Here is a 23,891-nt window from a genome sequence, read left to right as displayed (position 1 = left end):
GGCGGGCCGGGTTGCTTCGGAAATATGGCTGGGGCGGTAGGACTCGAACCCACGAATGCGGGGACCAAAACCCCGTGCCTTACCTACTTGGCGACGCCCCAGTATGCCGTTTCGCCCGAAGGCGAATACATTCGCGGTGATCCGTGTCGCACCGCCTACAGCGACGCGAGGAAGGTGCGGGGACCGTCTCCGGACAGGTCGGCCAGGGCCATGACGGCCGTCTGGCGCTGCCGGAAAAGTCCGAACACCGCGGAACCCGTGCCGGAAAGAAGGGCGCCCGCCGCCCCGAGGGCCAGCAGGCGTTCCTTGACCCGCCCGAGTTCCGGGTGGGCGGCGAATACGACGGGTTCAAAATCGTTTCGCAGTGGCGCTCCGGTCACGCAAAACGCCCTTCTATTAGCGTCAAAAACGCTTGTCAAGAGGCTGGCCCCGGCTTTGGCGGGGAAAGTTCTGGCCGCGTCCAGGGCGGCGTAGGCCCAGGCCGTGGGAACGTGGCAGGGGGAGCAGACCACGGCCGCATGCCAGCCGGAAAGCCCCGGATCGGTGGGGATGAGGCATTCGCCGACGCCGGTGGCCATGGCCGGCGCGCCGAGCAGGAAAAAGGGAACATCGGCGCCGAGAGCCAGGGCCAGGGTGGCAAGCCCGGGTTCGGCCAGGGCGGCCTCGCCGGCCCGGTCGTTCAAATAGCGAAGCATGACGGCCGCGTCCGAGGAGCCGCCGCCAAGGCCCGCGCCGTGGGGAATGCGCTTTTTGAGGCTCGCTTCGAGCCGCGGGGAAAAGCCCGTGGCCGCGGCAAAGGCGCGGTAGGCCCGCACCACCAGGTTGTCGTCGGTTTCCAGCTCCGGGTCCGAGCAGGACAGCTCGATGTCGCCCGGCTCGTCGAAACGGCGGATGAAAAAGGCGTCGCACGGTTCGGGCAGGGGCAGGAAAAAGGTGTCGATGTCGTGGTAGCCGTCCGGGCGACGGGGACCGACGGCAAGGCGCAAGTTGACCTTGCAGGGGACGGGGAGGGCGGTTTCCTCGGCGCAGTGGGAGGGCAAGGCCATGGGCGAGCCTGTCATGCCGCGGGCGCGGGGAAACCCCACGCCCGCGGTCGGTTGGTTATTTGGAATCCTTCAGGGGCACGGTCCGGAAGATGGTCTGGCGCTGCCGCTTGATCTGCAGCATGACCACACCCTTCTTCTTGCCGTCGGTGTCCACGACCTTCTTGAATTCCTCGGGGGTGGAAACCGGCTGCTGGTTGACTTCGAGCACCACGTCGCCGGGGCGCACGTCGGACTGCTCGGCATCGGAACCATCCGCGACCTCCGTTATCAGCAGGCCGCGCGCCTTGTCCATGCCCAGGGCCTTGGCCTCCTTGCCGGTGATGGGGCGCAGGGACAGGCCGATGATGGTGGTGGCATTTTCCGGCCCGGATTCGTCGCCTTCCATCTGGCCGCGCTCCTGGGCCAGCTTCTTGGCGTCCCGCTGGCCCAGGGTGACGGAAACGGTGACGGGCTCGCCCTTGCGCAGCAGGGTCATTTCAGTCGACTGGCCGGGCTTGAGGGTGGCCACGCGGCGCAGCAGTCCGTTGGAGTTGTCAACCTTTTCGCCGGCGATGGCGGTGATCACGTCGCCGCTTTTGAGGCCGGCCTTGGCGGCGGGCTGGCCGTCCATGACCGAGGTGACCAGGGCGCCCTTGGTGTTTTCCATGCCCAGGGCCTTGGCCGTGTTTTCATCGATGTCCTGGATGGTCACGCCGAGCCAGCCGCGCTTGACGGTTTTGCCCTGGCGCAGTTGGTCGATGACGTTTTTGGCCATGTCGGACGGGATGGCGAAGCCGATGCCCTGGCCCGAGGCCACGATGGCGGTGTTGATGCCCACGACCTTGCCGTCGAGGTCGATCAGGGGGCCGCCGGAGTTGCCGGGGTTGATGGAGGCGTCGGTCTGGATGAAGTTGTCGAAGGGACCGGCGCCGATGATGCGGCCCTTGGCGCTGACGATGCCCAGGGTGACGGTGTTTTCCAGGCCGAAGGGGTTGCCGATGGCCAGCACCCAGGCGCCGACCTTGAGCTTGGAGGAGTCGCCGAATTCGAGGTAGGGCAGGTTGGACTTGCCATCGACCTTGAGCAGGGCCAAGTCGGTTTCCTGATCGCGGCCGACGATCTTGGCCTTGACCGGGGTTTCGTTATCCTTGAACTGGACCTTGACCTCGTCGGCGTTGTCGATGACGTGGTTGTTGGTCACGATGTAGCCGTCGGCGGAGATGACGAAGCCGGAGCCCAGCGAGCGCTGCTTGTGGGGATGGCCGCCACCGCGTCCCTGGGGGCCGAAGAATTTCTGGAACTGGTCGAAAAAGTCGTCCATAGGCCCGCCACCGCGCTTATGGAACTGCTCGAAGAGGTCGCGCATGTTTTCCTGGGCCTTGATGGTTTTGGTGGTGGAGATGTTGACGACCGCCGGGCCGGCCTTGTCGACCAGTTCGGTGATGTCCGGCAGGGGGATGCGCGCCGCGGCCAGGCTGGCCCAGGCCAGAAAGAGCAGGGCGGCGGTAAGGGGAGCGAGGATGCGTTTGGCCATGGTGAACTCCTGCGTCGTTGCCGGGGGCTCGCATGCGGAGCCTGTCCGGGGGTGATGTGATTTCCGGGGGTGCCGGAAGGTTTCGCGGGTTGCGGCAATGGTATTTTGGTATACGCCGCTCGCGGTTGTTGTAAACCGAATCCTTTGTTCGGAGCGTTGCCGGGCGTCGGTTGAGCCCGTATCCCGACGTCGCCTTGTCGTTCGCTTGGCATGCCGTTTTGTTGACAAGTCGCGTTCGGGCAAATAATAAAATTTGTTCGGCGCGCGTCAATCGGCGCGGGCGAGCGAAACGACGGCCTTCGCAAGATTTGGTCAGAAAGAAGAGTTGTTTGATTTCGCGATGTTAACAAATGGCGACTGACCCGTATCCGGGTCAAGCTGAAAGCTGTATGAACATCGTTTCATGCGCTTGCCCTGCTCCCGTAGCTCAGTTGGATAGAGCGATCGCCTCCTAAGCGATAGGCCATGCGTTCGAATCGCATCGGGAGCACCAGAAAAATCAAGGGGTTGGACCAGGATGGTCTAACCCCTTTTGCGTTTATGGAAGGATTGGTCCCGCTATGGTCCCGCTGCGAAGGGGACAGGTCGGGACGTTGATGTAAGGCGGCGCGCGATTTGGCACTGATTTGCACTTCGTTCGGCACCCCGCCCTGACGCTCCTCTTTTTAATATCGTGCGCCCCGTTGCCCTCCTTCGTCCGCCTCGATGGACATCCGGCAATGGCCGGCTCCGAAAACGCCGTCCAGGCAGATTTCCAACACGCGCCCCATGCGGCTACCGGCGGCGGACGCCTTGCCTACGCGACTGGAAACCGTTTCGTCGGGGTCGCCGCCGGTCAGGACGGACAGAAATTGGTCTAGGCCGAGCAGGACGTTCCAGCAGTAGCGTTCAAGCTTGTTGCTCATAACTGAAAGACTCCATCCTTCAGTTGCTGCAAGCGCTCGTCGGTGGCGAGGTAGTTCTTTTCCCGCAGCATCCGCAGGGAACTTTGCGTGAGCGGAGCGGCCATATCCACGTAGCCGACGGCCCGGATGAAGGCCCACATGCGCTTGACGTCGCTGTCCGTGGCTTCGGCGACCAGGACGGCGTCCAGTTCGTCCTGGTTGAAAAGGCGCATGAACTCGGCCGGGGTGAAGCGGACACTGGCGGGCGACCGTACCGAAGCCGGAGGGGCGGCCGTCCGCGTTACGACCTCGGACCATGTCGCCGGCGCGAACAGCGTGTGTTGTTGGCCATCCATCTCGACGACTGCCGTCGAGTAGCCCTGGAACGCCGGGCGCACGACCGCGCAGGCATCGTGCCCAGAGATGATGCGGATCTCGTCCGAACCGATGGTCACGGTCGCGTCGTTGCCTCAGGGATCATGATGCCGAGGGCGGCCAGGAAATCCCGGGACTCTGCCGACAGAGGTTTGTATAAGAAGTGATCATGCCACCCACCCCATTTGAGCAAAGGATTTGGCCTGGGTTGAACCGGGACCTCCAGACCCGCCGTTGACACAGTGCGGCCCAGTCGCCACGCTCGCGGGACCTCCGTTGGCCGTCATGGCTCCGGCGTTGCTGTAGGTGCCATCGTAGAAGAAGTTAATAGATCCACCGCCGGAGCTGCCACCTCCCGCGCTGGTATTAGAGCCATAAGGTGCTCCACCAACCAATCCATTTGCCGTTAATTGAGCGCCGGCAGCGATTTCAACATTTCCTCGGCCAATATTGATGAGGACCCCACCAGTACCATCAGCACCGTTACTACTGGGACCATTGTTCCCCGTGCCGCCGGGATTTCCCGCGCCTCCCCCGACAGTGTTTACGCTGGCGTCAGGCGAGGCTATCCCCCCCCCTCCACCATATAAATCGGGGCCGGCAACACACCGAGACTGAGCCGCTCCCGCACTACCAGCTCCGCCACCCCACGGCCTGCCTGGAGCTCCATCCGCCGATGAGCCGGCGTAGGCCACACTGCCACTCGCGCCTCCTCCGGTACCCCCATTCGTGCCGCTGAGTCCGGGTGCCCCCGCTATATATGTAGTGGATTGAAATCTTCCCTGACCGCCAAGCCCGCATCCGGCGGCGGAGAGGATAACGCTCCCGTAAGATACCCAGGTCGCCCAATCGCACGACACATCACCGAGGCCGTGCAGACGATCCACGTAAAGATTGGGGTCGAAGATGCAGTACCCGGTGGACTTGATCCAATCCAGGAACTCCTTGTAGCTCGTGCCTTTTCCGCTGAAGGTGATCTGCGCCGGGACAAAGAGGTCCCGAACTACCCACTTGCTCGATCCGGCAGCACCTCTCGCCGTCATGATCATGGCCCCGGCCGCTCCCATGGTCAGAGTATCCCACAGCGGCATGAATCCACGGCACCGACTGGTCACGGAGAGCGGGGCGTTGACGGTCAGGTTGCGGGCCCGCAGGACCTGGATGGGGCCATCCAGACTGGATGCGATATTCGTGGTCGCATTGATCGTCAGATCGCCGTTGGCATCACAAAGGGGATGATAGTTGTAGAGAGCGAAGAAGTTGGCCAGCTTGGGGCCGGGCGTCCATACCCTGGTCCAGGGCAGGGGATCGCGGAATCTCGTTATACCCATGGCTACCCCTCATCTCCCGAGGCCAGAAACGACACCGCCGCCACGTTGGAGCGCGCCCGCAACTTGTCCGGCGTGTCGCTTGAGGCGATGCAGACCTTGGTGTCGATATGGATGGATTCGCCGGGTGCCAGCGACGCCATGAGGATGGTGGCCAGAATCGTGTCATCGGCGGTCGTGAGCGTCACGACCACGTCGGCGGTTGCCGCCGGGTCGGTGTTGCAGACGATCAGGCCGATCACGGCCACCTCAAGGCTTGGCGTCGGCACGACCAAGTCGGTGGCCACGCCGGCCTCCACGCTCGCTAACGGCCAGGGTTTCAGCGCCATACTCCCGTCCTCCTACCCGACAATGATGGCCAGCCGCCTGGCCTTGGACATATTGCCGACCGGGCCGGCCGGGCCGACCTCGCCCCGGAGGCCGGTGACGGCCGTGGTCACGCGCAGGCCGAACAGGACGTTCCAGCAGTAGCGTTCAAGCCTGTTGCTCATAACTGAAAGACTCCATCCTTTAGTTGCTGCAAGCGCTCGTCGGTGGCGAGGTAGTTCTTTTCCCGCAGCATCCGCAGGGAACTTTGCGTGAGCGGATCGGCCATATCCACGTAGCCGACAGCCCGGATGAAGGCCCACATGCGGCGCACGTCGGTGTCCGTGGCTTCGGCGGCCAGGACGGCGTCCAGCTCGTTTTGAGTGAAAAGGCGCATGAACTCGGCCGGGCTAAACCGGGCTTGCGCTGGCGGATTGTCGATGTCATCACGCCAGGCGCTGATGGCTTCGAGAGTCGACGGGTTGAACAGGACGTGGCGCTGTCCCGAAGCGTCCTCGTAGACCACGGTCGGATAGCCCTGGATATTGGACATAAGCGCCACGGCCGTCGCGTGATCGGTGATGACATCGCCGGGTACAGGGTTGGCGGTCTGCCAGAGGGCCAGTAAGTTCCGGCTGGCCGCGACCAAGTCGGAATGGAGTAAAAAGAGCCCTTGTGCCATATATCACCACCCCATTTGGACGAACGTTTTTATTGATGTTGCCCCGGCACCGCCATTTCCGCCGGCCGGACTGCCAGACCCTGCGGATCCGTTGGCCCTGATCGTCCCAGAATTCGACAAGGTACCACCGTAATACAGGCCCACAAAGCCGCCGCCGGCTTGGCCATAACCGGAGGAGGAGAGGTATGCTGTGGCGTCGGCAGAGAGTACCGCTCCTGTGGTTATGGTGACGTTGCCCCGGCAGATGATCAAAAGGATTCCGCCCCCGTACAACGCCGAATACTGATCGGCGTCGGGATGATAGGCGTTGTCCTCAGCCATCTCCGATCCGGCTCCCCCACCCCACATTTGCCCAGGAGCCGAAAATCCGTTTGAGGAGATGTACCCCGCGCCGGATGCGTATATCCCACCGCACCCGCCCCCTCCTGGAGCGGAGAGTCCTGCTCCCCCCGGGTTCCCCGCAATCTGGGATGCGGCTTGGGAGTACCGCGCCCCCCTGGCTCCCCGCCCCGATGCTGTAATGAGGTTTGTCCCACGACCAGCCCAGGAGACATAATCCGCAACGACGTCTGGCATGCCGGCCGGAGGTGCAGCAAAAAGGTTGGGGTCGAAAAGGCAGTACCCTGTTGCCTTGACCCAGTTTAAAAACGCCTGCGGCGAAACGTTTACCCCCGTAAAAACCATGCTTGTGGGAATGATCAGGTCCTGTTTTGTCCATTTGGACGACCCGACCGGGCCCTTGCCCGTCATGGACAGGCCGCCAGCGGACCCCATGGTCAGCGAGTCGCACAGGACGACGAGCCCCCGGCACCTGTTGGTCACGGTGAGCACCGCGTTGACCGTCAGCGCGCCGTACCGGACGACCTGCATAGGGCCGTCAAGAGTTGTGGGATTTGTCGTGGCCGACGCAATCGTCACATCACCCTGACTGCGGTACAGCGCAAAGAGATTGGCGATATTGGTCAAGGGGATCGTTTGCCGCCAACCCTTCGGATAATGCACCCCCATGGCTACCCCTCGTCTCCCGAGGCCAGAAACGACACTGCCGCCACGTTGGAGCGCGCCCGCAGTTTGTCCGGCGTGTCGCTTGAGGCGATGCAGACCTTGGTGTCGATATGGATGGATTCGCCGGGTGCCAGCGAGGCCATGAGGATGGTGGCCAGGATCGAGTCTGCGGCATTGGTGAGCGTCACGACCACGTCGGCGGTTGCCACCGGGTCGGTGTTGCAGACGATCAGGCCGATCACAGCCACCTCAAGGCTTGGCGTCGGCACGACCAGATCGGTGGCCACGCCTGCCTCCACGCTCGCTAACGGCCAGGGTTTAAGCGCCATACTCCCGTCCTCCTACCCGAAAATAATGGCCAGCCGCCTGGCCTTGGACATATCGCCGGCCGGGCCGACCTCGCCCCGGAGGCCGGCGACGGCCGTGGTCACGCGCAGGCCGAACAGGACGTTCCAGCAGTAGCGTTCAAGCTTGTTGCTCATAACTGAAAGACTCCATCCTTTAGGTGCTGCACGCGCTCGTCGGTGGCCAGGTAGTTCTTTTCCCGCAGCATCCGCAGGGAATTTTGCGTGAGCGGATCGGCCATATTCACATAGCCGACGGCCCGGATGAAGGCCCACATGCGCTTGACGTCGGCGTCCGTGGCTTCGGCGGCCAGGACGGCGTCCAGCTCATTTTGAGTGAAAAGGCGCATAAACTCGGCCGGAGTGTACCGGGTTTGCACAGGAGGGGTGTCGATCCCTTCGCGCCAGGCGCTGATCGCTTCCAGGGTCAACGGGTTGAACAGGCAATGCCGTTGCCCCTGGGCGTCCTCGTAGACAACGGCCGGATAGCCGGCGAATTGCGGCATGAGCGCCACGGCGGCCGCGTGATCGGTGATGACATCGCCGGGTACAGGGTTGGCGGTCTGCCAGAGGGCCAGTAAGTCCCGGCTGGCCGCGACCAAGTCGCAATGCAGCAAGATAAGTCCTTGAGCCATATCGCCTCTATGCTGCCCAGCCCATCTGGGCAAAGTTTTTTTCAGTTATTGGGGCCGCTCCGCCCGGTCCTCCATAGTACCCATTTAAGGGGACGGAATACCCACCGTTGGCGGTAGCCGTTCCGGCATCGGTTTTGGTGCCTCCATAAATGCAAATGTTCGCGCCAGCACCAGAACCACCATCACCGGCAGAGTAGCCACTCACCCCATTGGTGGAGCGCACGAAACCGGCAGCCAATGTGATGTCGCCTCTGCATACGATGATAAGATTCCCGCCAACACCCCAGGTCACCCCATAACAATCCCCGGGCAGCCCATAAGCGCCGTATCCATTGGCTGCCTGACCGCCGCGTCCGCCGCCCCATGGATAGCCGCGCTCCCCCCGTCCGCCGATGCTGGTCGAGGTAGGTTGCACGAAAGCCGCCGCGCTCGCGCCGCTGCCCGGCCCCTTGGCCCCAGCATTCCCCGTTGCCCCGTGCTGTCCGGAGGGTTGGCCGGCGGTTAAGGAGTTGGGCGCGGTGGCGGCGCCACAACCGGCGGCGGAGATCAACGTCAGGCCTGGGTCCAACGTGGCGACACAGTCGGCCATGGCGGCATCAGGGTATTGCCAGAATACCGGGTCACCAAGGAAAGTTCCTGTTTTGCGAATGCAACCCAGGACGTCTTGTTGATTGATTTTGCTGGCTTGTAGCACGATGCTGTTGGGAATGGTCACATCGTACAATGGCCAGGGGAAATTCGGGATGGCTCCCTTGGCATACATCGCAATGCTGCCGGCTGCTCCGCCAATGAGCGAATCGCAGAGAATCATCAACCCGCGACATCTGTTGCTCGCGGTGAGCGCCGCATTGACAGTCAGCCTGCCAAAGCGGGCAACCTGAATCGGACCATCCAGTGTCGTCGGAATGCTGGTGGCATTGGCAATCGTTACATCCCCTTGGCTGTCGTAAAAGTCAAAGAGCCTCGGCCCGACCGGTAATGTCGTCTGCCACCCCGGATAGAAGCGAACCCCCATGGCCTACCCCTCATCTCCCGAGGCCAGAAACGACACCGCCGCCACGTTGGAGCGCGCTCGCAACTTGTCCGGCGTGTCGCTTGAGGCGATGCAGACCTTGGTGTCGATATGGATGGATTCGCCGGGTGCCAGCGACGCCATGAGGATGGTGGCCAGGATCGCGTCTGCGGCATTGGTGAGCGTCACCACCACGTCGGCGGTTGCCGCCGGGTCGGTGTTGCAGACGATCAGGCCGATCACGGCCACCTCAAGGCTTGGCGTCGGCACGACCAGGTCGGTGGCCACGCCGGCCTCCACACTCGCTAACGGCCAGGGTTTCAGCGCCATGCTCTCGTCCTCCTACCCGAAAATGATGGCCATCTGTCTGGCCTTGGACATATCGCCGACAGGGCCGGCCTCGCCCCGGTCGCCTTTGTCCCCTTTGTCGCCCTTGTCTCCCTTTTCGCCTTTCTGGCCGGTTGCCCCTTGCGGGCCGGTCACGGCCGTGGCCACGCGCAGGCCGAGGACCACGTCGCATGGCGAATTGGGGATGGCCACGAAGCGCACGATGCTGCCGCCGAAGGGATCGGTCACAGTCAGGCTGTAGGCGCTGCCCTCGCTGCCGAGCGCATTGGGGAACAGCTCCAGGACCGCTTCGCCCTGGGCGTCGGTTGCGGCCTCGGCCGGGCCGAGCGTCACGTCCTGGCCCTGGTAGCGTTCCTGGCAGGTCAGGACGGCCTTGACCGCCGCGCCGGGCACGCCCTGGCCTTTTGTGTCCTGATAATGGACCGTGACAGGCACGGTGGGGATGGCGCTCATGCCGTGGCCTCGGCCTTGGGCCAGACAATGGCCTCGCGCACGGCCTGGACGGCTTCGGGCGTCGCGGCCTCCCGGACCTTTTTCTTGGCGGCCAGGCGCGCGGATTCGATGGCCGCGCCCATGGTGTGCCAGGCTTGCGACATGGCCAGGATGGTCTCAGCCACGGCTTTGGCTGTGTCGGCGGTGATGCCCACCTCGCCGGCGATGAGCGGATAGGCGGCCGGATCGGGATTTTCCGCCGCCAGGAACGCCGAGGCCTGCGCTTCCTTGGCCAGGTAGGTCATGGCCCGGCCCGGGGTGAGGCTCATGTAGGGCGCAAGCAGCGCGTCGGCCTGGGCGTCGATGGCGTCCTCGGCGGCGGCGCGGATCACGGCCATGTCCGGTTGCCAGGAGGCCGAGGCGACGTCCCAATTGTAGGCGCGGCCGGGCGGCGGCGTGCGCGTGTAGCCCTCGGGAATCGGTCCCACGGCCCGGATGGCCAGGGCGCTGCCATCGGCGGTGGCGTAGGCGGTTTGCCCCCGATAGTCCTCTTCCACGCGCCAGGTCTGGCCGTCGAAGACCGCCGCCTGGCCGTCGCCGGTCGCGGGCGGCGGCGTGGCCGTGCTCCCGGCCGGGAACAGGTAATTGGGGCTGCCGTCCGGGTTTTGCGGTCGGGCCGGGGACACGCGGGCTTCGGTTTCGCCCAGGAGCACGCCCTGGGCGTCGCACAGATACAGTTTCACGGCCTACCTCCAGCGTATGATGAACATGACGTTCGCGTTTTTCATGCGGGTTTCCGAAGCGGCGGGCACGTTGGCCAGGGCCGACGCGCCGTTCTTGTCGCTCGTCACCTGAAAATCCTTGGAATAGTAATTGTACGGGCCGTTATCCCAGGCCTGCACGTCCACCACGCCGGTCTGGCCGGCGGCGGTGCCGACCGTGCCGCCCAAGGGGTGGTTGTGCTTTTTGACGGCGTCGGCCTGGGTGGAGCCGACATGGTCGCCGCCGGTGCGCAGGGCCGCGTCCGGGTCCAGGCCACGTCCGTGGTCCCAGCCGCGAAGGGCCAGGCCGCGCAGGTCCGGCAGCCGAAAGTAGCTGGTGGGGGCCGTGCCCCAGGTGGTGCCGATAACGGCGTAGAGCGCCGTATAATCGACGATGGGCAGCGACGATCCGTCGCATTCCAGCCAGTCGCCGCTGGCCGGCAAGGTTTCGTGGGGCCATACCCGTATCTCGCCCACCTCGCTTGCGCCGGACAGCAGGTTGATGGCCTGGCGCAGCTGGTCGTAGTCGCCCTTGACCGGCGCGATGCCGGCGGCCTCGATGGTGCGCGTCAGGTTTTCCTGGACGTCGTTGAGCCAGGCGGCGGAAACGACCGTGGCCATCTGCGGGACGGTCGGGTCGCCCTCGGTGAAAAGACTGTTTACGGCTCCGGGGCCGTCTATGCGGTGCATTGCGATTATCCTCCGTAGGCAAAGTGGACCATGGTGTGGGCTGGTGCGGCGTTGCGGATGGCGCATTCCAGGAGCTGGTTGCTCCAGCTGACCAGCGGCTCGCCCGCGCCGGACACGCCGGCGCGGAAAAGCGTTGTCGGCTCGCCCGAGGCGTGGACCATCCAGACGAATTGCCAGGGCGCGCCCTGGGCCAGCGACTGCCCGGCGCGCCAGCCGGCGGCAAAGAGCGCCTCATAATTGGTGATGCGCTCCCCGGCGTGGGAGAAGCCGGCCCGAAACGGGTCGAACTCCTCGATGGTGACGGCGTAGCCGAGTTGCCCGGCCAGCCAGATGAAATAGGCCCGGTTGATGGCCGCCCGTTCGGTCAGGGCGATGGCCAGCAAGGCCAGGCGCTCTTGCAGGAGCAACCCCTGTTGGCGACAATCGCCGGGCAGGCCATAGACGCGCTCGTAATCCTCCAGCCATTCGAGGGCCGCCAGCGGCGTGAGGCCGCGCAACGGGTCGAGGCTGACCAGCAAGGCCGTATCCAGCGCCGCGCCCTCGGCTATCAGTTCCGGCTCGATGCGCCCGGTCGGGGCGTAGATTTCCGGCAAAAGCGCCTGGAGCAGCGCCGCATGGCCGGCCATCACAGCGCCTCCGCTTCGACCAGGCCCAGGCGCGGCCATTCCAGGCGCGTGGCGTCCACCACGGCCACGAAGTTGGCCTGCGGCACCTTCACCTGCCGGTCGATGACGCCGGGCAGGCTGGAGGACACGGCCTCGATCTTGGAGCGGTAGACCACGCCGCCGGGCGGCAGATCGGCCAGGGCGGCCTCCAGCGCGTCCTGAAGCTGGGCGGTGTATAGGGCCAGGGTGGTGACCGAGGCGTCCAGTCGCACAGCCACCTTCACGGCGACATCGACGGGCGTTGGCGACAGCACCCAGGCGTCCTTGCAGGCGGCCGGGCGATGCACGTCCACCACGGCCTGGGCGGCGGCGATGGCCGAGGGTGTGGCCGGGCCGTCCGGGCCGAGCACGGCCACGTCCACCGAGCCCAGGTCGCGCCTGTTCGGGAAGGTCCAGGCCCGGGAGATGCCGGCCACGGTCAGCGCCCAGCGCCGGTAGTCGTAGGCGTTGCCGCCGCCCGGCGGGTGCCGCATGTAATCCAGCAGCCGGGCCAGCAGCTCGGCGTCGGTCTCGGCGGCCAGACCGCCGGAAAGGGTTAGCCCCGCCTGGGACAGCACGCCTTCCGGGGCCTGGACGAACAGCACCGGCTCGCCGGCAAAGGTGGGCATGACGCCGGCCTTGGCGGCGGCCACAGGGACGACCACGCGGCCGTCCGCGCCGATGACGGCCTGGGCGGTCGTCTGGAAGGTCAGGCCCGTGGCCAGGTGGCGCACGGATTCGCCCGAGGCGATGACCGCGCCGGGCGTGCCTTGTACGACCAGGTCGCCGCCGGCAGCGATGGCGGGCTTTCGGGTGATGCCGCGAAGCGCGGCGTGCCGCTCCAGGTATTCCGGGTCGGCGGTATCGGGCAGCACCTGCCGGGCGATCCACAGCTGGTGCTGATAGAGGCCGTCCACGGCGGCGGCCACGGCCGTGCCGCGAATGGAGAAATCGCTGTCCGCGTCCGTGGCCGCGTCGGGAAGCTGGTTCTTGATGTCGCGCAGATACGCGGCGCGGATGTCTTCGAAGCTGGGAATGGTGTACATGGTCAGGCCACCTGCACCGGATGTTGAAAGGTGACCTGCCGGCCCAGGGCGTCCACAACGGTGATGCGGAGCAGACAGCGGCCGTCATGCGGCTGTTCGCTGATCACGTCGATGGAGCGCGCCCGTCCGTCGTCCAGGAGTGGTTGCAGGGCCGCGGCGGCATATTGGCGGGCCAATACGCCGATGCGGGGCAGGTCCTTGGAGCGCGCCAGCTCATGCAAACGCGACCCGATGGAAGGGTCCGCCCACCAGGAGCCGAGCGGTGTCGCCAAACGAATATAGACGGCGTTGCCCAGGTGGTTTATCCTGGTCTGTGAATACTCGCCGGTATATGGATCAATGCCTTTGTCGATGCCCATGGCCGCCACCATAGTGGCGGTGCGGGGTGGTGGGATAGGTGAAGGGGTTCAGGAAGTGAAAAAATACAATACGAAGTGGGGTTATTTAATATAAATGAAAAGGTGAAAACGTAGAATCAACTGTCTGATTTTTTTGACTTCAGGTTTTTTTCTTTTATGGCTTTCGCAACACGTTCTCTATAGATTGTCAACATTTGCGCAAACATAATAACACCCCAGCTTTCACGTATGGCGATACTTGAAACTGAAAATATGACAAATCTCCAAAAAAAATTACTAATAACACTTAAACCAACTAACACCCAAAGTATAAGCGCAACAAGAATAACTAGTATTGCCCGTTGGACGCTAAAAACATAACCAGTTATTCCCTCTTGATGGTATTTTGAAAGTTCATCCAGTTCTGCCGTAGTTAGTAAAGCTGTTATATTTCCAGACCATGCGAATGTAATCCCTGCCAAAATTCCCACAAATGGGATGATTATGTTTTTTGCTGAATCAACGATACAGTTGTCTAAGAATAATGAAGCTAGTAGCCCAACTAAGACATGAAGAATGAGCCAACGGTCTACGAAGACTTGAATTCCTGCTCTTCGTTCTCCATTTTTACAAAATAGCCACTTCCAAAAACTCGGCGGCTTATTCATCTTCTACTCCCCTGATGGACTTATATTTATCCCGTAGTGCATTCAGTAGCTGTATCAGCTCTTGCTTATTTTTTGCATGGACCTCTTCAATGTCAATATTTGCGATATTAAACTTACTTTTTAGTTGTATCTTCTCACTTCTAAGCTCAGGGGTCTTTTGCACCCTTGCAGACGCATCCGATCCAGTTGCCGCTGCTGCATGAGTTAACTCTATCAATGGTTGACTTTTAAGCCCTTCTTCCGATCGCACCCCCGCTGTACTTGTTTCACCATCTGTTTCTTCAAGAAAGTTTTGCAACGGTTTTTCAAGCATTTCATTGAAGTCAAAAGGATTCTTACGGAAAAAAGTTACATCAAATTCAGTTATCTTAAAAGCAGATGAAAGGTGTTCAATGAAATCAATTGGGTTAGGGATGGGGTCTACTTGGCATCTGCACAGTTTAAAAAAATTTTGCTCATCTTTCTTCAAGTACTGGAAAAGGGGACCCTCGGAGAAATTGTTTATTATATACATTATATATTTAGCTAAAGTCGTAGGAAGAGGTGTGGCGCTGCATTTTTCTATTGCTAGAACTTGATTAAACGAGTCATATAAACACTTTGTACTTTCAACAATATCGTCTTCAGTTTCAATGAACAATCTATGCGTTGGATCATATTTGTCTCTGCTCTTTGTAGTCAATCTGCCAAATTTGAAAAATACAGACTTATCATCAATTTCTTCTGTGTTTGCCATAATCCATTCAATGCCTTTACGGACATAAGCACTTGGACGCAACTTAATAATCTCAAGAAGTAACTTGCCTCTGTCTAATTCAAATAGTGTTTTCTGGTCCCTTTTATTGACAAGCTTCAGTCTGAAAAAATAAAATCTATCCATAAATTTTCTCCTGATCCATTTTTTTAGTTAATACCTCCTTAAAAATGCCACCGTCAATCATAAGGCGTAGGTATAGCAGTGAAAATTTGCCATACGACCCAATAAACAGCCTCTTATATTCCAATCGGCTCATCCGTCGGTCCGCCGCCGTCGTTCTCGGGATGGACGTGATGCACCAGCGACACCCCGCCCGTGATGTGATCCACGTCCGCCCGGGACGTCCCGGTAATATGCAGATTCCCACGCCAGACGCCTTCGCAATCCGCCCCATCCTCGTCGCCGCCCAGGTCCCAAACGGGGGCGTATAAGCCCATGCGCTGGCTGGCGCGCAGGCGGATGCGCGCCGCCGTCATGTCGATTTCGTCCTTGGCCCGGACCTCCAGCTTGTCGCATTCGATGGCCACGACCTTGTCCTGCTTCAGGGTGATCTTGGCCCCGGCCTGGTTGTAGACGCAGACCTCGCCGCTTTTAAGCGCCTGCACGCGGTAGTTGCCGTGTTCGGTGGCCACGATGACGCTGTGCGCGGTCTTGCCCCCAAGGGGCAGCACGATGCACTGGCTGCCGGCCGGGGGCGCGCTGGTAAAGCCGAACTGCTGGAAGACTTCGGAAGCCTGCAACTGCTCGCCGGCCAGGCCATCGGCCTGCAACAGCTGCACGCCGGGCGTGGTGTCCAGCGCCGTGAGAACGGCCCGAAACCCCAGGCGCACCCGGGACAAGGCGCGCGCGATCTTGGCGTCCACACGCCGCAAAAAATCGTTGCTCATGACAAATCCACCGAGTGTCCTTTCTAGGCCTTGTTTTTCCTTGTGCCCTTGCCGCCGGTCTTGGCCAGCTCGGGCAGCCAGACGCCGTCCTCTTTGAGCGTCAGCTCGGTGACGCCGCCCTTGTCGCGGCCGCCGAGGAACGTGCGGCCCATGAGGAAATAGGTGGCATCCAGGCCATGGGGCTCGCTGACCAGCCGCACCCGCTGGCCAGGCGTCCAGGGCTTGCCGCTTTCCCCCTGTCCCGTGACGCGATGGCCGCGCACCAGGGCGGTGAGGGTCAGGCCCTCCAGCCGCGAATCCATAAGCGCCTTTTGCGCCCGGCGCTTGGCCTCGGCCGCGCCGTCGCAGTCGCCGGCGACCAGAATGCGAGGCCGGTAGCCCGGCACGTCCGGGTCGGTCTCCCGGTGCTGGATGTTGTGTTGGCCGTCGGCCGTCTCGGTGCCGTGGGACTGGCCCAGCACGGTCACCTCGCTGTAGCGGCCGGACACGTCTTCGGTCACGGCAAGCGACAGGACGTTGTTGCCTTGCCCGTCCAGGCGCATGACCAGCGTGACCACGGGCACGGCGGCGTAATCCGGGCCGCCGACCACCAGCGTGCCGTCTGGCTCGAACCAGGCCCAACAGCCGTTGGCTTCGCAGGCCTGCCCCAAGGCGTCCCAGGCGGTCATGCCCGGCTCGATCTCCACCTTCTCTCGCGCGCTTACGACGTCCACCCGGATTTTCGAGACCCCGAGCGGCCGCACGGCCAGGTCCACCACTTCGGTGAGCGTGACCTTGCGCCGGGTGAAGATGGGGGCCGAGCAGTCCACCAGCACTGCCGCGCCGTCGCGGCCGGAAAGCGTCAGGGCGTGTTGGCCCTTGGCCACCTCGCGCTCGATGCGGTCGATGCGGCCGGTCAGGACCACGTCCTGGCCCAGGCAGGCCTCCATGGCCGCCCAGGGCCGCACCGTGGCCGGAATCCTGTCCGCCGGGATGCCGAGCGTCACGCGCCAGGCGTCGGCCGGGGTGATCAGGTGCGACTCGATGCGGTAGCTGGTCCAGTCCCGGTGCTCCCGGCCGGCCACGCGGAGGGTGATGCGCTCGTCGGCGGCGTCAGCTGGCGAAGCCATAGAGCACTTGGCCTTGGGCCACGAAATTGGGATTGCGCAGCCCGGGATTGAGCCGGGACAGCTCGGCGGCGCGCGTGTGGTCGGCGTAGAGCCAGTGGGCGAGCAGCCGCAGGTTGCACAGGCCCGGCGCGGCGTGGGTCACCAGCGGCGGGTGCAGGTGGATGACCGTGGCCCCGAGCTCCTGGATGGAAAGCGCCGCCGTGCGCAGCCGCTCGACCACCGGGTAGGCCTGCCCGGTGGGCAGCACCAGCCGGTGCTCGTCCATGCAGTCCTTATAGCGTTGCCGCGTCGCGCCCACGATGGCCTCCACCTCGGCCGGGGTGAGGGTCGGCTCGGCCGCGTCCTCGGCCAGGGCCGCGGCGGCGGCATTGCCCATGGCCACGGCCCGCTCCAGGTTGCACACGGCCGCCGCCATGGCCCAGGCCTGGCCGGTGGCGCTGGAAAGGTCCGCCTCGGGCGCGGCGCTTTCCGTGCCGGGCGGGGGTACGACCACGCTTGGCCGGGCGACGGCCGCGCCGATAAGCGGCCCGGAGACCACGCTCCCGGCATAGCGCGCCGGGTCCAGACGATAGGCCGAGGGACTCCCGGCGGCCGTCAGGGGTAGGCGCGGCAACTTGTCCGAGATGGCCGCCAACCGGGCGAACCGGCCGAAGGTGGCCGCCGGAAGGTCGCCCAGGTCGGTCACGGCGGCGGTCACGGCCCGGGCCTCGGAAGCCAGGGCATGCGGGAGGGCCAAAAAGTCGGAGGCCACCGCCCGGGGAAGCCCGGCCAGGTCCCTGGCCAGGTTGGTGACGGAACGGACCGCGCCCAGTGTCTCGCCCCGGACGTAAGCCGCGAGCCTGACCGGCACCGTGGCGGCCCAGGCGGCATAGCCGGCCCAGGAGGCCAGTGTGGCCAGGGACAAGGCGCTTTGCTGGTCCCCGGCCAGGCTCGCCGCTTGGGCCGTGGCCGTGGCCGGCTTGTCGAAAAAGGGGATGTCGGGGCTTGCCTCCATGAAGGCCAGCTCCATCTCGGCATAGTCCGGCTGGTCCTCGTTGTGGTCCACGCGGTAGCTGGCGCAGGCCATGGTCAGGGAGCCGAAGACCGGGTGGATGAGCTCCCCCTTGCCGGGCGTGTCCAGGGCGGCGATGAGGCGGGTTACGGCCTCCTCGTAGTCGTCGCCCCAAAAGACGGCCCGGAAGGCGACCTTACGCGGCCGGCGGCCCATGTCCTCGATCTCCGCGCCGTCGCGGTACGGGTATTCGTGCTGCACCAGCGCCCGCTCCGCGTTGTCGCTCACGGTGATGACGTCGAAGGGCACGCCGCGGAAGGAAGCGGGTAAAAGCGAATCGCGCCAAGCCATGACTACTCCCTTTTGGCGTCGGCCGTATTGTAGTTGTTCACGACCCGGGCCATCTCATGGCCGTCGACATGGAGCACGGATTCCAGGTGTATGGTGCTCCTGTCTTCGACCACGATGCGTTGCGCATCGTTCATGGCCTGGCCGGAGAGTCCCCAGGCTTTGTGCGCGCCGTGGAGGACGCGGGAAGCGTCCTGTCCCGCCTGGTCGCCCCATATCCACTGGCCCGTGTCGCGGCCCGCCTTGCCGCCCATCATGTAGCCACCAATCCCGCCGAGGATCATGCCGATAAACGTTCCCACCCCGGGGGCGACAGCGGTGCCAGCCATCGCGCCGACCTTCGCGCCCGCGATGGCAAAGGCGGTCTCGCCGGCGGTTTCGGCATGGCGGATATTTTTCTGGGCACGCGACAGCGTAGGATTCGCTTCCGTGGCAAGCGCTTCCGCGCCGGCCACCAAAAGGGGCACGCCTCGCAGCAGATTCTTGCCAGCGCCCTTTGCGATGGCGGCGGTAAGGCCGCCTCCCCCTCCGCCGGCGAAAAGACTGAAGGCGCCGGCACCCGCGAAAGCCTCGGCAACCGCGCCAAGGCCCGTGGCCGCCTCGGTGGCCAGGGTGGTCAGAGTGGGGAAGCGCTGGGCCAGATCGGTGGCCGCGTCCGCCACGGCCTTGAGCGGCCCGGACACGTCCTGCAACATGCGGGACCGTGCGATCTCGGCCTCGTTGGCCGTGCTTTCCATGCGCGCGCCCGTGGTGGACCGGTAAACCTGATAGGCCTTGTCATTCGTGCCCCGGGAGTTCCGTATCTGTTCCAGGACGTTTTGGATGGAGTCTTTTTGGTTGTTCGCCGCGATGAGGGCTCGCAGCGCCTGCCGGTTCTGAAAGACCTCGCCCACGGCCGAGGCATTGGCCAGGTCGGCCATGTCGGAAAGAATCCGTCTTTTCTCGTCGCCCTTGGCGGATGCCAAACGCTTTTGCAGCGCCTTGTATCGCGGGTCCCTGCTCGCCATCTCCTTGTCAACCAAGTTGGCGATGGCTTCCAGGGGGAGCATGCCCTGTTCCCGCGCCCGGGTGAGCGCGCCGTTCAGGTCGATGCCGAGCTTGGAGAAATTCTCTTGCGTGCCCTGGGAGTTGAGATTTCGCAGCAGGTTGGCCAGGTCGCTGCCGGCCTCGTCGCCGCTGCCGGCGGTGACGGCCGCCACCTGGGCATAGGCGAGAATCTGCTCGAAGCCGGCCATGGACCGCATGCCCGAGCCCGAGGCCATCAGCTTGGGCAGCCACTTGGCCGAGTCCCGCAGCGCGAAGCCGCCGGCCTGTCCGGCGGCCATGGCTTTGTCCAGGGCCTGGCCGGCCTGTCCCTCTGTGAAAAAGCCCTGTTGCATGCCCTGGATGACAATCGCGGCGATTTCTCTGGGACTCGTTCCGGAAGCGGTCGCGGCCTTCTGAATAGTCGGAAGAAGCCGTTTGGCCGCGTCGACCTTGACAGCTCCCGAGGTCAGCATGGCGTCCAGGGCTTCGGCCGCCTGGTCGCGATCGCCGCCGCCTTGGCGCAGGGCCGTGTTGACCGCGTCCGCCAGGCCTTGCATGCCTTTGATGCGGCCGGCCACGTCGCGGTCGGCGTACGCGGTGTTGGCCATGAGCGCCAAGCGCTTCTCGAAGGCAACAGGCTTGGCCAGCGCCCGGCCGGCGACCATGGCCCCGGCGGTGACGCCCGCGCCGGCTTGGCCGAAACCTTTGACCGTATCCAGGGCGGCCCGACCGGCCGTGCCCACGCCGCGCAAGGCGTCGCGCAGGCGCTTGCCGGCCCGGGCCGCCTGGTCAAGGCCGTGCAAGGCCTCGTAGGCCATGGCGCCCACGGACTTGACCGCGCCGCGGGCCCAGCCGATGTCCGAGACTGCCCGGGCCGCCTGGCGCGCGGTTTGCCCCAGGCCGGCCATCTCGTCGCTCAGGCGCGTGACGACGGCGATTTCCGTGGAGTTGTCCATGGGTTACGCCTCCCGCCCGCGACGGCGCGGCACGATGCGCCGACCGTTGCCGGTATCGGCGCGGCCGGTCAGGATGGCCAGATAGGTTTCCGCCTGGGGCATGGTCATGGCGCGGATGTCTCCTAAGGTGAACGTTTTGCCCGCCAGCGCTACTTCGAGGAGCCGGAAGTCCCGGAGTCGGCGCTCGCGGGCGCGAGCTTTCCCCGCAGGGACTCCTCGGCCGCGGCAAGGGGCGTGTAGTCGCTGTAATGCAGCCCGGCCAAAAGACCGGGGGTGATGGCCTCGGGCGCAAGCGTCCCCAGGCGGGTGAGCGCCCGGGACCAGATGTAGCGGGACAGGCGCGCCGAACAGGCGTTTTCCGGGGCGTTTTCGATGGCCCATTCCATGTCCTCGATGGTGGGCACGCGCATCTCGAAGTCCTTGTGCAGCGCGCCGGCGGCGTCCTTGTAGCCGACCAGCAGCTGTCCGGCGACGGTCATCATGGGCTATTCCTCCACCTTGTTGAGCGCGAGCAGCTTGATGTCGAGGCGCGCCTCGTTGTCCACGGTGTACTTGCCGCCGACGCTGATCACGGCGCAGTCCTGGTAGCTTTCGCGTTTGCCGCCGTCGGTGACGGGATAAATGGTCAGCTTGGCCCCTTCGACGCTCGACCAGTCCAGGGCGTCGTCCTTGGGCACGGCGGTGGTGACGGTCAGCTCCCAGGTCTTGACGCCCTGGTGGTAGCCCAGGGCGCGGCCGGTGCGGTTCATGGTTTTGACGACCTTGCGGCCGGCGTCGTGTTGTTCGTCGAACTCGATGACTTCGTATTCCCGGCCGTCGATTTCCAGTACGACGGCTCCGAGGTATTCCTTTAACGCCATGATGATTTCCCTCCGTTAGAGCAGCAGGTCGATGCGACCGGCGAAGACGTGCAGGCCATTGACGACGTCGGCCGGGATGGCGGCGTCCAGCCGGTTGGGGTCCTGGCTGTCGCGCTCCACGATGAGCGCCGGCAGGTTGGCCTTGACCTCTTCCACGATCTCCAGCTCCTCCAGCTTGTAGAGCACGTCGATAAGCTCCGAGCGCACCTTGGCCGCCGTGCGGGTGGTCAGCTTTTCGCGCGGGAAGCGCAGGCTGATGCGCTCGCGGCAGGCCGTGCGCACGTAGTCCAGGGTGCGGATGGTGGTCAGGTCGAGCAGCGCGATGTCCTCGATGCCTTGCGGATCGCGGGTGTAGGTGGTGATGGCCCGCACGATCTGGACCACCTCGCCGGGGCCGACTTCCAGGGGCGTCACGCCGTTATACAGCGCGGACTCCTGTTCCATGCGGCTCAGGCGCTTGGGCACGGGCGGCACGGCCACGGGCGGGAGCGCCAGGGTATTGAGCGGCCGGGCCGGGTCTTCCTCGCCGGCGATGACGGCGGCGTAGGCGGCGGCCACCACCCAGGCGGGCGAGGCCGTGCCGGGCAACAGCGCGCAGGTGATGCGGCCGCTGTTGATCTGCCCGGCCAGGGTGGTGGCCTGGGCCAGGGTGCCGGTGTGGGCGTAGACGCCGATGGCTCCGCGCTGCTCCAGGGCGTGGCTGACCGCGTCCAGATGCGAACGCAAGGCGGTCAGCTGGGCCTGGCCGCTATAGGGCACGGCGATGATGTCGTGGCCGTCGGCGAACACGGCGGTCAGCCCCGGGGCGATGTCCGGGTCCACCGCGCCGCCGGCCATGGCCGAAAGCTCCATGGCCAGGCCGTTCACGGCCAGGGAGCAGGCCAGCGTGATGCCATTGCCCGTTTCGCCCTTGTTGCGCGCGGTCAGGGTCACCACGCCGTTTGCGGCGGCGGCCGTCACGGGCAGCGTGCGGTTGGCGTTGACCTTCGCGGCCAGGGCGTCGGCCACGGCGGCGGCGGTGTCGCCGAGAGCGGCCGCGACCTGGAGGAGCTGCGCGCCGATGGTCAGGTTGACCACGCCGATGCCGGCGGACGTGCCGGTGAGCGTCACCGTGCCGGTGGCGGCGACGCCGGCCGCGTCGCCTGGCACGGTGACGACTGTCAGGCGCAGGTAGGGGTTGGCGGTGATGGCCGCGCGCACCATCAAGTGGGCCAGGGAGCCGGTGCCGAAAAGCGTGCGCGCTTCCTCGTCGGAGAAGACCTCCACGGGGGTCAGCGTCGGCTGGCTGCCTTCGGCCGTGCCCTGGGCCACGATGCACATGCGCTGCACGTTGGCCGGCAGGGTGCGCACCGCCAGCTTGGTGTTGAATTCAAAGTATTTTCCGGGCTTGCGGATGCTCGCCGGGAGCGTGTCGAACGAAATGTTGGGGCTTGCCATCACGCCTCCTTTTTCTTCGCCGTTTTGGGCGCGGGTTTGGCCGTAGCGGCCTTGGTGGTGGTCTTGTCGGACGCCCGCGGCAGCAGGTCGCCGTCCGCGACGCGGCGGCGGTAATAGGCGCTGTCCGACACGGCCACGGCGGTGTCCTCGGTGATGTGGCGGCGCGGCATGCCCTCCATGGGCACGCGCAGGCCGGGCGCGGCGCGCACGGTGATGGTGGTCACGGCTTGTCTCCTTGTAATGCGACCAGGTCGGCGGCGTCGGGCACGCCGTCGTCCGGCAGCAGGTGATAGTTGAGCCCCACGCGCTCCAGCAGGGGCGGCTCCGGGGCATCCGGTTCGCGCAGGCGCAACGGATAGACGGTGTGCCATTCCAGGGCGAAGGCGGACACGGCCTGGCTTCGCAGGCTGGCGCTCACGACGGTGCGGGCGCGACCCGGCGTGAAAGGGTCGATTTCGAGCCCCAGGTCCTGCCCGGTCAGCAGCCGGCGCACGTCCGCGATCATGCGGTAGGTGCCAACGTTGCGGCCGTCGCCCTGGCGGGGGGCGGCCTCGGAGCGGAGGTTTCGCGCCCCGACCATGACCACGAAGGTGGCCGGGATATGCCAGACGTCCTTGGCGGTATTGATCGCCTTGCCCGGGCCGTCGTGGTCGAAGGCGACCCACAGGGCCGGAAAGCGGCGCACCACCTGTTCGAGGCCTGCGTCGAACTCGCCGCCGTAGGTGGCGATGGTCGGCTTGTAGGGCAGGGCCGCCGCCGCGAGGCGGTGCTTTATGGCCTCCTCGATGACGGCGATCACGCCTTGTCCTCCGCGACCGCCTGCCCGGTGGACGGGGACTGGCCGGGCAAATCGGCCTTGTCTTCAGCCACCCGCGTCAGCCACTCGAGGGCCTGCCGGTAGCGCTCCAGGATCGTGTCCGTCTCGCTGGCCAGGCCCCCGGTCAGGCGATAGCGGGCGATGTCGCACACGGCCGCCGTCAAGACCGGCGGCACGGGATCGGCCACGGGCACGGCGTAGCGCCGGGCCAGGTAGCTGTCCGCCTCGGAAGCGGCGCGGGCCAGGGCGTTCTCGGCAAGCGCCGCGTCCACCGCGCCGGTATTGTCCCGGTCGGTGATGGCCAGCAGCTCGTCCGTGCCGAAGGCGGCCGTCATGTCGTCCAGACTGGCGTACATTTACTTGTCCTTGGGCTGTGGGGTCTCGGGTTTGGGGGCTTTTGCCGCGTTGCCGCAGGCAAAAGCCCCATCTGCGGCCCGGATGTGGGCGCGGGCGATGCGCGCCACGGCAATGGCGGCCGTGGCGTGGCTTATGGGAGAGTGGAAAGCGTTGCGCATGTCCGCCACGCTAGTGGCGGGAGGGGGATGCGCGATAGGTGAAGGGGTTCAGATGAAAATAAAAGGCGACCAGAAGGTCGCCCATGCGATGGCGCGGGAGGAATTTGACTAGATCAAGACAGATCGACTAA

The 23,891-nt window shown here is 64.5% G+C and carries 32 protein-coding genes and 2 tRNA genes; 1 reads left to right on the top strand and 33 read right to left on the bottom strand.

Annotation, left to right across the window (positions count from 1 at the left end):
• Window positions 1-25 precede the first annotated feature (25 nt).
• From DESFRDRAFT_RS05920 to DESFRDRAFT_RS05910, 3 genes are all read right to left on the bottom strand, one after another.
• Window positions 26-101: transfer RNA gene (locus DESFRDRAFT_RS05920), tRNA-Gln, on the bottom strand.
• 54 nt (window positions 102-155) lie between these two features.
• Window positions 156-1,046: a 4-(cytidine 5'-diphospho)-2-C-methyl-D-erythritol kinase gene (gene ispE / locus DESFRDRAFT_RS05915; protein ID WP_005992098.1), complete on the bottom strand. Its 891-nt coding sequence runs from the start codon at window positions 1,044-1,046 to the stop codon at window positions 156-158.
• Window positions 1,047-1,101: 55 nt separating this feature from the next.
• Window positions 1,102-2,559 (bottom strand): DegQ family serine endoprotease, encoded by a 1,458-nt coding sequence (locus DESFRDRAFT_RS05910; protein WP_005992096.1) that lies wholly within the window; start codon window positions 2,557-2,559, stop codon window positions 1,102-1,104.
• 416 nt (window positions 2,560-2,975) lie between these two features.
• Here DESFRDRAFT_RS05910 and DESFRDRAFT_RS05905 point away from each other — a divergent pair.
• A tRNA-Arg gene (locus DESFRDRAFT_RS05905) sits at window positions 2,976-3,052 on the top strand.
• Between the two features lie 172 nt (window positions 3,053-3,224).
• Here DESFRDRAFT_RS05905 and DESFRDRAFT_RS05900 read toward each other — a convergent pair.
• The 30 genes from DESFRDRAFT_RS05900 to DESFRDRAFT_RS22500 form a co-directional block, all read right to left on the bottom strand.
• A complete protein-coding gene (locus DESFRDRAFT_RS05900; protein WP_005992094.1) occupies window positions 3,225-3,464 on the bottom strand; it encodes a hypothetical protein in 240 nt (79 codons plus the stop codon).
• The gene (locus DESFRDRAFT_RS22855) at window positions 3,461-3,898 is read right to left on the bottom strand and encodes a hypothetical protein (RefSeq protein ID WP_005992093.1); all 438 of its coding nucleotides are present in this window, start codon (window positions 3,896-3,898) and stop codon (window positions 3,461-3,463) included. Before DESFRDRAFT_RS22855 ends, DESFRDRAFT_RS05900 begins: the two co-directional genes overlap by 4 nt.
• 1,253 nt (window positions 3,899-5,151) lie before the next feature.
• Window positions 5,152-5,475, bottom strand: a complete 324-nt coding sequence (locus tag DESFRDRAFT_RS05885) for a hypothetical protein (RefSeq protein ID WP_005992091.1) — start codon at window positions 5,473-5,475, stop codon at window positions 5,152-5,154.
• Window positions 5,476-5,487: 12 nt separating this feature from the next.
• A complete protein-coding gene (locus tag DESFRDRAFT_RS22670) occupies window positions 5,488-5,637 on the bottom strand; it encodes a hypothetical protein (RefSeq protein WP_005992090.1) in 150 nt (49 codons plus the stop codon).
• A complete protein-coding gene (locus tag DESFRDRAFT_RS05880; RefSeq protein WP_005992089.1) occupies window positions 5,634-6,134 on the bottom strand; it encodes a hypothetical protein in 501 nt (166 codons plus the stop codon). Before DESFRDRAFT_RS05880 ends, DESFRDRAFT_RS22670 begins: the two co-directional genes overlap by 4 nt.
• Before the next feature lie 3 nt (window positions 6,135-6,137).
• Entirely contained in the window at window positions 6,138-7,142 is a 1,005-nt protein-coding gene (locus DESFRDRAFT_RS05875; protein WP_005992088.1) for a hypothetical protein, read from the bottom strand.
• Window positions 7,143-7,144: 2 nt separating this feature from the next.
• Window positions 7,145-7,468 carry a hypothetical protein gene (locus tag DESFRDRAFT_RS05870; protein ID WP_005992086.1) on the bottom strand — a complete coding sequence of 108 codons (324 nt, stop codon included), beginning with the start codon at window positions 7,466-7,468 and terminating at the stop codon, window positions 7,145-7,147.
• A 12-nt stretch (window positions 7,469-7,480) separates the two neighbouring features.
• The gene (locus tag DESFRDRAFT_RS22665) at window positions 7,481-7,621 is read right to left on the bottom strand and encodes a hypothetical protein (RefSeq protein WP_005992084.1); all 141 of its coding nucleotides are present in this window, start codon (window positions 7,619-7,621) and stop codon (window positions 7,481-7,483) included.
• Window positions 7,618-8,118, bottom strand: coding sequence for a hypothetical protein (locus DESFRDRAFT_RS05865; RefSeq protein WP_081458424.1), 501 nt, complete (start codon window positions 8,116-8,118; stop codon window positions 7,618-7,620). Before DESFRDRAFT_RS05865 ends, DESFRDRAFT_RS22665 begins: the two co-directional genes overlap by 4 nt.
• Before the next feature lie 7 nt (window positions 8,119-8,125).
• Window positions 8,126-9,133 (bottom strand): hypothetical protein, encoded by a 1,008-nt coding sequence (locus DESFRDRAFT_RS05860; RefSeq protein WP_005992080.1) that lies wholly within the window; start codon window positions 9,131-9,133, stop codon window positions 8,126-8,128.
• 3 nt (window positions 9,134-9,136) lie between these two features.
• A complete protein-coding gene (locus DESFRDRAFT_RS05855) occupies window positions 9,137-9,460 on the bottom strand; it encodes a hypothetical protein (RefSeq protein WP_005992078.1) in 324 nt (107 codons plus the stop codon).
• A gap of 12 nt (window positions 9,461-9,472) precedes the next feature.
• Window positions 9,473-9,931 (bottom strand): hypothetical protein, encoded by a 459-nt coding sequence (locus tag DESFRDRAFT_RS22660; protein ID WP_005992076.1) that lies wholly within the window; start codon window positions 9,929-9,931, stop codon window positions 9,473-9,475.
• Window positions 9,928-10,653 carry a hypothetical protein gene (locus DESFRDRAFT_RS20680; protein WP_005992074.1) on the bottom strand — a complete coding sequence of 242 codons (726 nt, stop codon included), beginning with the start codon at window positions 10,651-10,653 and terminating at the stop codon, window positions 9,928-9,930. Before DESFRDRAFT_RS20680 ends, DESFRDRAFT_RS22660 begins: the two co-directional genes overlap by 4 nt.
• Window positions 10,654-10,656: 3 nt before the next feature.
• Window positions 10,657-11,361 carry a phage tail protein gene (locus DESFRDRAFT_RS20675; RefSeq protein WP_005992072.1) on the bottom strand — a complete coding sequence of 235 codons (705 nt, stop codon included), beginning with the start codon at window positions 11,359-11,361 and terminating at the stop codon, window positions 10,657-10,659.
• A 5-nt stretch (window positions 11,362-11,366) separates the two neighbouring features.
• Entirely contained in the window at window positions 11,367-11,987 is a 621-nt protein-coding gene (locus DESFRDRAFT_RS05830; protein WP_005992071.1) for a YmfQ family protein, read from the bottom strand.
• Window positions 11,987-13,051, bottom strand: coding sequence for a baseplate J/gp47 family protein (locus DESFRDRAFT_RS05825; protein WP_005992069.1), 1,065 nt, complete (start codon window positions 13,049-13,051; stop codon window positions 11,987-11,989). Before DESFRDRAFT_RS05825 ends, DESFRDRAFT_RS05830 begins: the two co-directional genes overlap by 1 nt.
• A gap of 2 nt (window positions 13,052-13,053) precedes the next feature.
• Entirely contained in the window at window positions 13,054-13,410 is a 357-nt protein-coding gene (locus DESFRDRAFT_RS05820) for a phage GP46 family protein (protein ID WP_005992061.1), read from the bottom strand.
• Window positions 13,411-13,526: 116 nt separating this feature from the next.
• Window positions 13,527-14,057, bottom strand: a complete 531-nt coding sequence (locus DESFRDRAFT_RS22025; RefSeq protein WP_144004944.1) for a hypothetical protein — start codon at window positions 14,055-14,057, stop codon at window positions 13,527-13,529.
• Entirely contained in the window at window positions 14,050-14,937 is an 888-nt protein-coding gene (locus DESFRDRAFT_RS22020; protein WP_005992059.1) for a hypothetical protein, read from the bottom strand. Before DESFRDRAFT_RS22020 ends, DESFRDRAFT_RS22025 begins: the two co-directional genes overlap by 8 nt.
• Window positions 14,938-15,050: 113 nt before the next feature.
• Window positions 15,051-15,701: a phage baseplate assembly protein V gene (locus DESFRDRAFT_RS05815; protein ID WP_005992057.1), complete on the bottom strand. Its 651-nt coding sequence runs from the start codon at window positions 15,699-15,701 to the stop codon at window positions 15,051-15,053.
• Between the two features lie 23 nt (window positions 15,702-15,724).
• Window positions 15,725-16,810 (bottom strand): phage baseplate assembly protein, encoded by a 1,086-nt coding sequence (locus DESFRDRAFT_RS05810; protein ID WP_005992055.1) that lies wholly within the window; start codon window positions 16,808-16,810, stop codon window positions 15,725-15,727.
• Window positions 16,794-18,152 carry a DNA circularization protein gene (locus tag DESFRDRAFT_RS05805; RefSeq protein WP_005992053.1) on the bottom strand — a complete coding sequence of 453 codons (1,359 nt, stop codon included), beginning with the start codon at window positions 18,150-18,152 and terminating at the stop codon, window positions 16,794-16,796. Before DESFRDRAFT_RS05805 ends, DESFRDRAFT_RS05810 begins: the two co-directional genes overlap by 17 nt.
• Before the next feature lie 2 nt (window positions 18,153-18,154).
• Complete coding sequence (locus tag DESFRDRAFT_RS05800; protein WP_005992052.1) at window positions 18,155-20,131, bottom strand: phage tail tape measure protein; 1,977 nt, start codon at window positions 20,129-20,131, stop codon at window positions 18,155-18,157.
• A gap of 149 nt (window positions 20,132-20,280) precedes the next feature.
• A complete protein-coding gene (locus DESFRDRAFT_RS05795) occupies window positions 20,281-20,613 on the bottom strand; it encodes a hypothetical protein (RefSeq protein WP_005992050.1) in 333 nt (110 codons plus the stop codon).
• A 3-nt stretch (window positions 20,614-20,616) separates the two neighbouring features.
• A complete protein-coding gene (locus DESFRDRAFT_RS05790) occupies window positions 20,617-20,991 on the bottom strand; it encodes a hypothetical protein (protein WP_005992049.1) in 375 nt (124 codons plus the stop codon).
• Window positions 20,992-21,006: 15 nt separating this feature from the next.
• Complete coding sequence (locus DESFRDRAFT_RS05785; protein WP_005992048.1) at window positions 21,007-22,428, bottom strand: phage tail sheath subtilisin-like domain-containing protein; 1,422 nt, start codon at window positions 22,426-22,428, stop codon at window positions 21,007-21,009.
• Window positions 22,428-22,652, bottom strand: coding sequence for a hypothetical protein (locus DESFRDRAFT_RS05780; protein WP_005992047.1), 225 nt, complete (start codon window positions 22,650-22,652; stop codon window positions 22,428-22,430). The genes DESFRDRAFT_RS05785 and DESFRDRAFT_RS05780 overlap by 1 nt, the downstream gene beginning before the upstream one ends.
• Complete coding sequence (locus DESFRDRAFT_RS05775) at window positions 22,649-23,227, bottom strand: phage protein Gp37 (RefSeq protein ID WP_005992045.1); 579 nt, start codon at window positions 23,225-23,227, stop codon at window positions 22,649-22,651. Before DESFRDRAFT_RS05775 ends, DESFRDRAFT_RS05780 begins: the two co-directional genes overlap by 4 nt.
• Entirely contained in the window at window positions 23,224-23,601 is a 378-nt protein-coding gene (locus DESFRDRAFT_RS05770) for a DUF1320 domain-containing protein (protein ID WP_005992043.1), read from the bottom strand. Before DESFRDRAFT_RS05770 ends, DESFRDRAFT_RS05775 begins: the two co-directional genes overlap by 4 nt.
• On the bottom strand, window positions 23,602-23,760 hold the full coding sequence (locus DESFRDRAFT_RS22500) for a hypothetical protein (protein WP_158306964.1): 159 nt from the start codon (window positions 23,758-23,760) through the stop codon (window positions 23,602-23,604).
• Between the last annotated feature and the right edge of the window lie 131 nt (window positions 23,761-23,891).

It is taken from the genome of Solidesulfovibrio fructosivorans JJ] (assembly GCF_000179555.1).
Classification (GTDB): Bacteria; Desulfobacterota; Desulfovibrionia; order Desulfovibrionales; family Desulfovibrionaceae; genus Solidesulfovibrio; species Solidesulfovibrio fructosivorans.
The sequence above is the reverse complement of the archived record's forward strand: the minus strand, read 5'-3'. Positions and strand labels throughout refer to the sequence as shown.

What these genes read in the sequence shown, in the direction of transcription:
- ispE (WP_005992098.1), bottom strand. Translation starts at nt 1,046, where the DNA reads ATGGCCTTGCCCTCCCACTGCGCCGAGGAAACCGCCCTCCCCGTCCCC.
- DESFRDRAFT_RS05910 (WP_005992096.1), bottom strand. Translation starts at nt 2,559, where the DNA reads ATGGCCAAACGCATCCTCGCTCCCCTTACCGCCGCCCTGCTCTTTCTG.
- DESFRDRAFT_RS05900 (WP_005992094.1), bottom strand. Translation starts at nt 3,464, where the DNA reads ATGAGCAACAAGCTTGAACGCTACTGCTGGAACGTCCTGCTCGGCCTA.
- DESFRDRAFT_RS05885 (WP_005992091.1), bottom strand. Translation starts at nt 5,475, where the DNA reads ATGGCGCTGAAACCCTGGCCGTTAGCGAGCGTGGAGGCCGGCGTGGCC.
- DESFRDRAFT_RS22670 (WP_005992090.1), bottom strand. Translation starts at nt 5,637, where the DNA reads ATGAGCAACAGGCTTGAACGCTACTGCTGGAACGTCCTGTTCGGCCTG.
- DESFRDRAFT_RS05880 (WP_005992089.1), bottom strand. Translation starts at nt 6,134, where the DNA reads ATGGCACAAGGGCTCTTTTTACTCCATTCCGACTTGGTCGCGGCCAGC.
- DESFRDRAFT_RS05875 (WP_005992088.1), bottom strand. Translation starts at nt 7,142, where the DNA reads ATGGGGGTGCATTATCCGAAGGGTTGGCGGCAAACGATCCCCTTGACC.
- DESFRDRAFT_RS05870 (WP_005992086.1), bottom strand. Translation starts at nt 7,468, where the DNA reads ATGGCGCTTAAACCCTGGCCGTTAGCGAGCGTGGAGGCAGGCGTGGCC.
- DESFRDRAFT_RS22665 (WP_005992084.1), bottom strand. Translation starts at nt 7,621, where the DNA reads ATGAGCAACAAGCTTGAACGCTACTGCTGGAACGTCCTGTTCGGCCTG.
- DESFRDRAFT_RS05865 (WP_081458424.1), bottom strand. Translation starts at nt 8,118, where the DNA reads ATGGCTCAAGGACTTATCTTGCTGCATTGCGACTTGGTCGCGGCCAGC.
- DESFRDRAFT_RS05860 (WP_005992080.1), bottom strand. Translation starts at nt 9,133, where the DNA reads ATGGGGGTTCGCTTCTATCCGGGGTGGCAGACGACATTACCGGTCGGG.
- DESFRDRAFT_RS05855 (WP_005992078.1), bottom strand. Translation starts at nt 9,460, where the DNA reads ATGGCGCTGAAACCCTGGCCGTTAGCGAGTGTGGAGGCCGGCGTGGCC.
- DESFRDRAFT_RS22660 (WP_005992076.1), bottom strand. Translation starts at nt 9,931, where the DNA reads ATGAGCGCCATCCCCACCGTGCCTGTCACGGTCCATTATCAGGACACA.
- DESFRDRAFT_RS20675 (WP_005992072.1), bottom strand. Translation starts at nt 11,361, where the DNA reads ATGCACCGCATAGACGGCCCCGGAGCCGTAAACAGTCTTTTCACCGAG.
- DESFRDRAFT_RS05830 (WP_005992071.1), bottom strand. Translation starts at nt 11,987, where the DNA reads ATGGCCGGCCATGCGGCGCTGCTCCAGGCGCTTTTGCCGGAAATCTAC.
- DESFRDRAFT_RS05825 (WP_005992069.1), bottom strand. Translation starts at nt 13,051, where the DNA reads ATGTACACCATTCCCAGCTTCGAAGACATCCGCGCCGCGTATCTGCGC.
- DESFRDRAFT_RS05820 (WP_005992061.1), bottom strand. Translation starts at nt 13,410, where the DNA reads ATGGGCATCGACAAAGGCATTGATCCATATACCGGCGAGTATTCACAG.
- DESFRDRAFT_RS22025 (WP_144004944.1), bottom strand. Translation starts at nt 14,057, where the DNA reads ATGAATAAGCCGCCGAGTTTTTGGAAGTGGCTATTTTGTAAAAATGGA.
- DESFRDRAFT_RS22020 (WP_005992059.1), bottom strand. Translation starts at nt 14,937, where the DNA reads ATGGATAGATTTTATTTTTTCAGACTGAAGCTTGTCAATAAAAGGGAC.
- DESFRDRAFT_RS05815 (WP_005992057.1), bottom strand. Translation starts at nt 15,701, where the DNA reads ATGAGCAACGATTTTTTGCGGCGTGTGGACGCCAAGATCGCGCGCGCC.
- DESFRDRAFT_RS05810 (WP_005992055.1), bottom strand. Translation starts at nt 16,810, where the DNA reads ATGGCTTCGCCAGCTGACGCCGCCGACGAGCGCATCACCCTCCGCGTG.
- DESFRDRAFT_RS05805 (WP_005992053.1), bottom strand. Translation starts at nt 18,152, where the DNA reads ATGGCTTGGCGCGATTCGCTTTTACCCGCTTCCTTCCGCGGCGTGCCC.
- DESFRDRAFT_RS05800 (WP_005992052.1), bottom strand. Translation starts at nt 20,131, where the DNA reads ATGGACAACTCCACGGAAATCGCCGTCGTCACGCGCCTGAGCGACGAG.
- DESFRDRAFT_RS05795 (WP_005992050.1), bottom strand. Translation starts at nt 20,613, where the DNA reads ATGATGACCGTCGCCGGACAGCTGCTGGTCGGCTACAAGGACGCCGCC.
- DESFRDRAFT_RS05790 (WP_005992049.1), bottom strand. Translation starts at nt 20,991, where the DNA reads ATGGCGTTAAAGGAATACCTCGGAGCCGTCGTACTGGAAATCGACGGC.
- DESFRDRAFT_RS05785 (WP_005992048.1), bottom strand. Translation starts at nt 22,428, where the DNA reads ATGGCAAGCCCCAACATTTCGTTCGACACGCTCCCGGCGAGCATCCGC.
- DESFRDRAFT_RS05770 (WP_005992043.1), bottom strand. Translation starts at nt 23,601, where the DNA reads ATGTACGCCAGTCTGGACGACATGACGGCCGCCTTCGGCACGGACGAG.
- DESFRDRAFT_RS22500 (WP_158306964.1), bottom strand. Translation starts at nt 23,760, where the DNA reads ATGCGCAACGCTTTCCACTCTCCCATAAGCCACGCCACGGCCGCCATT.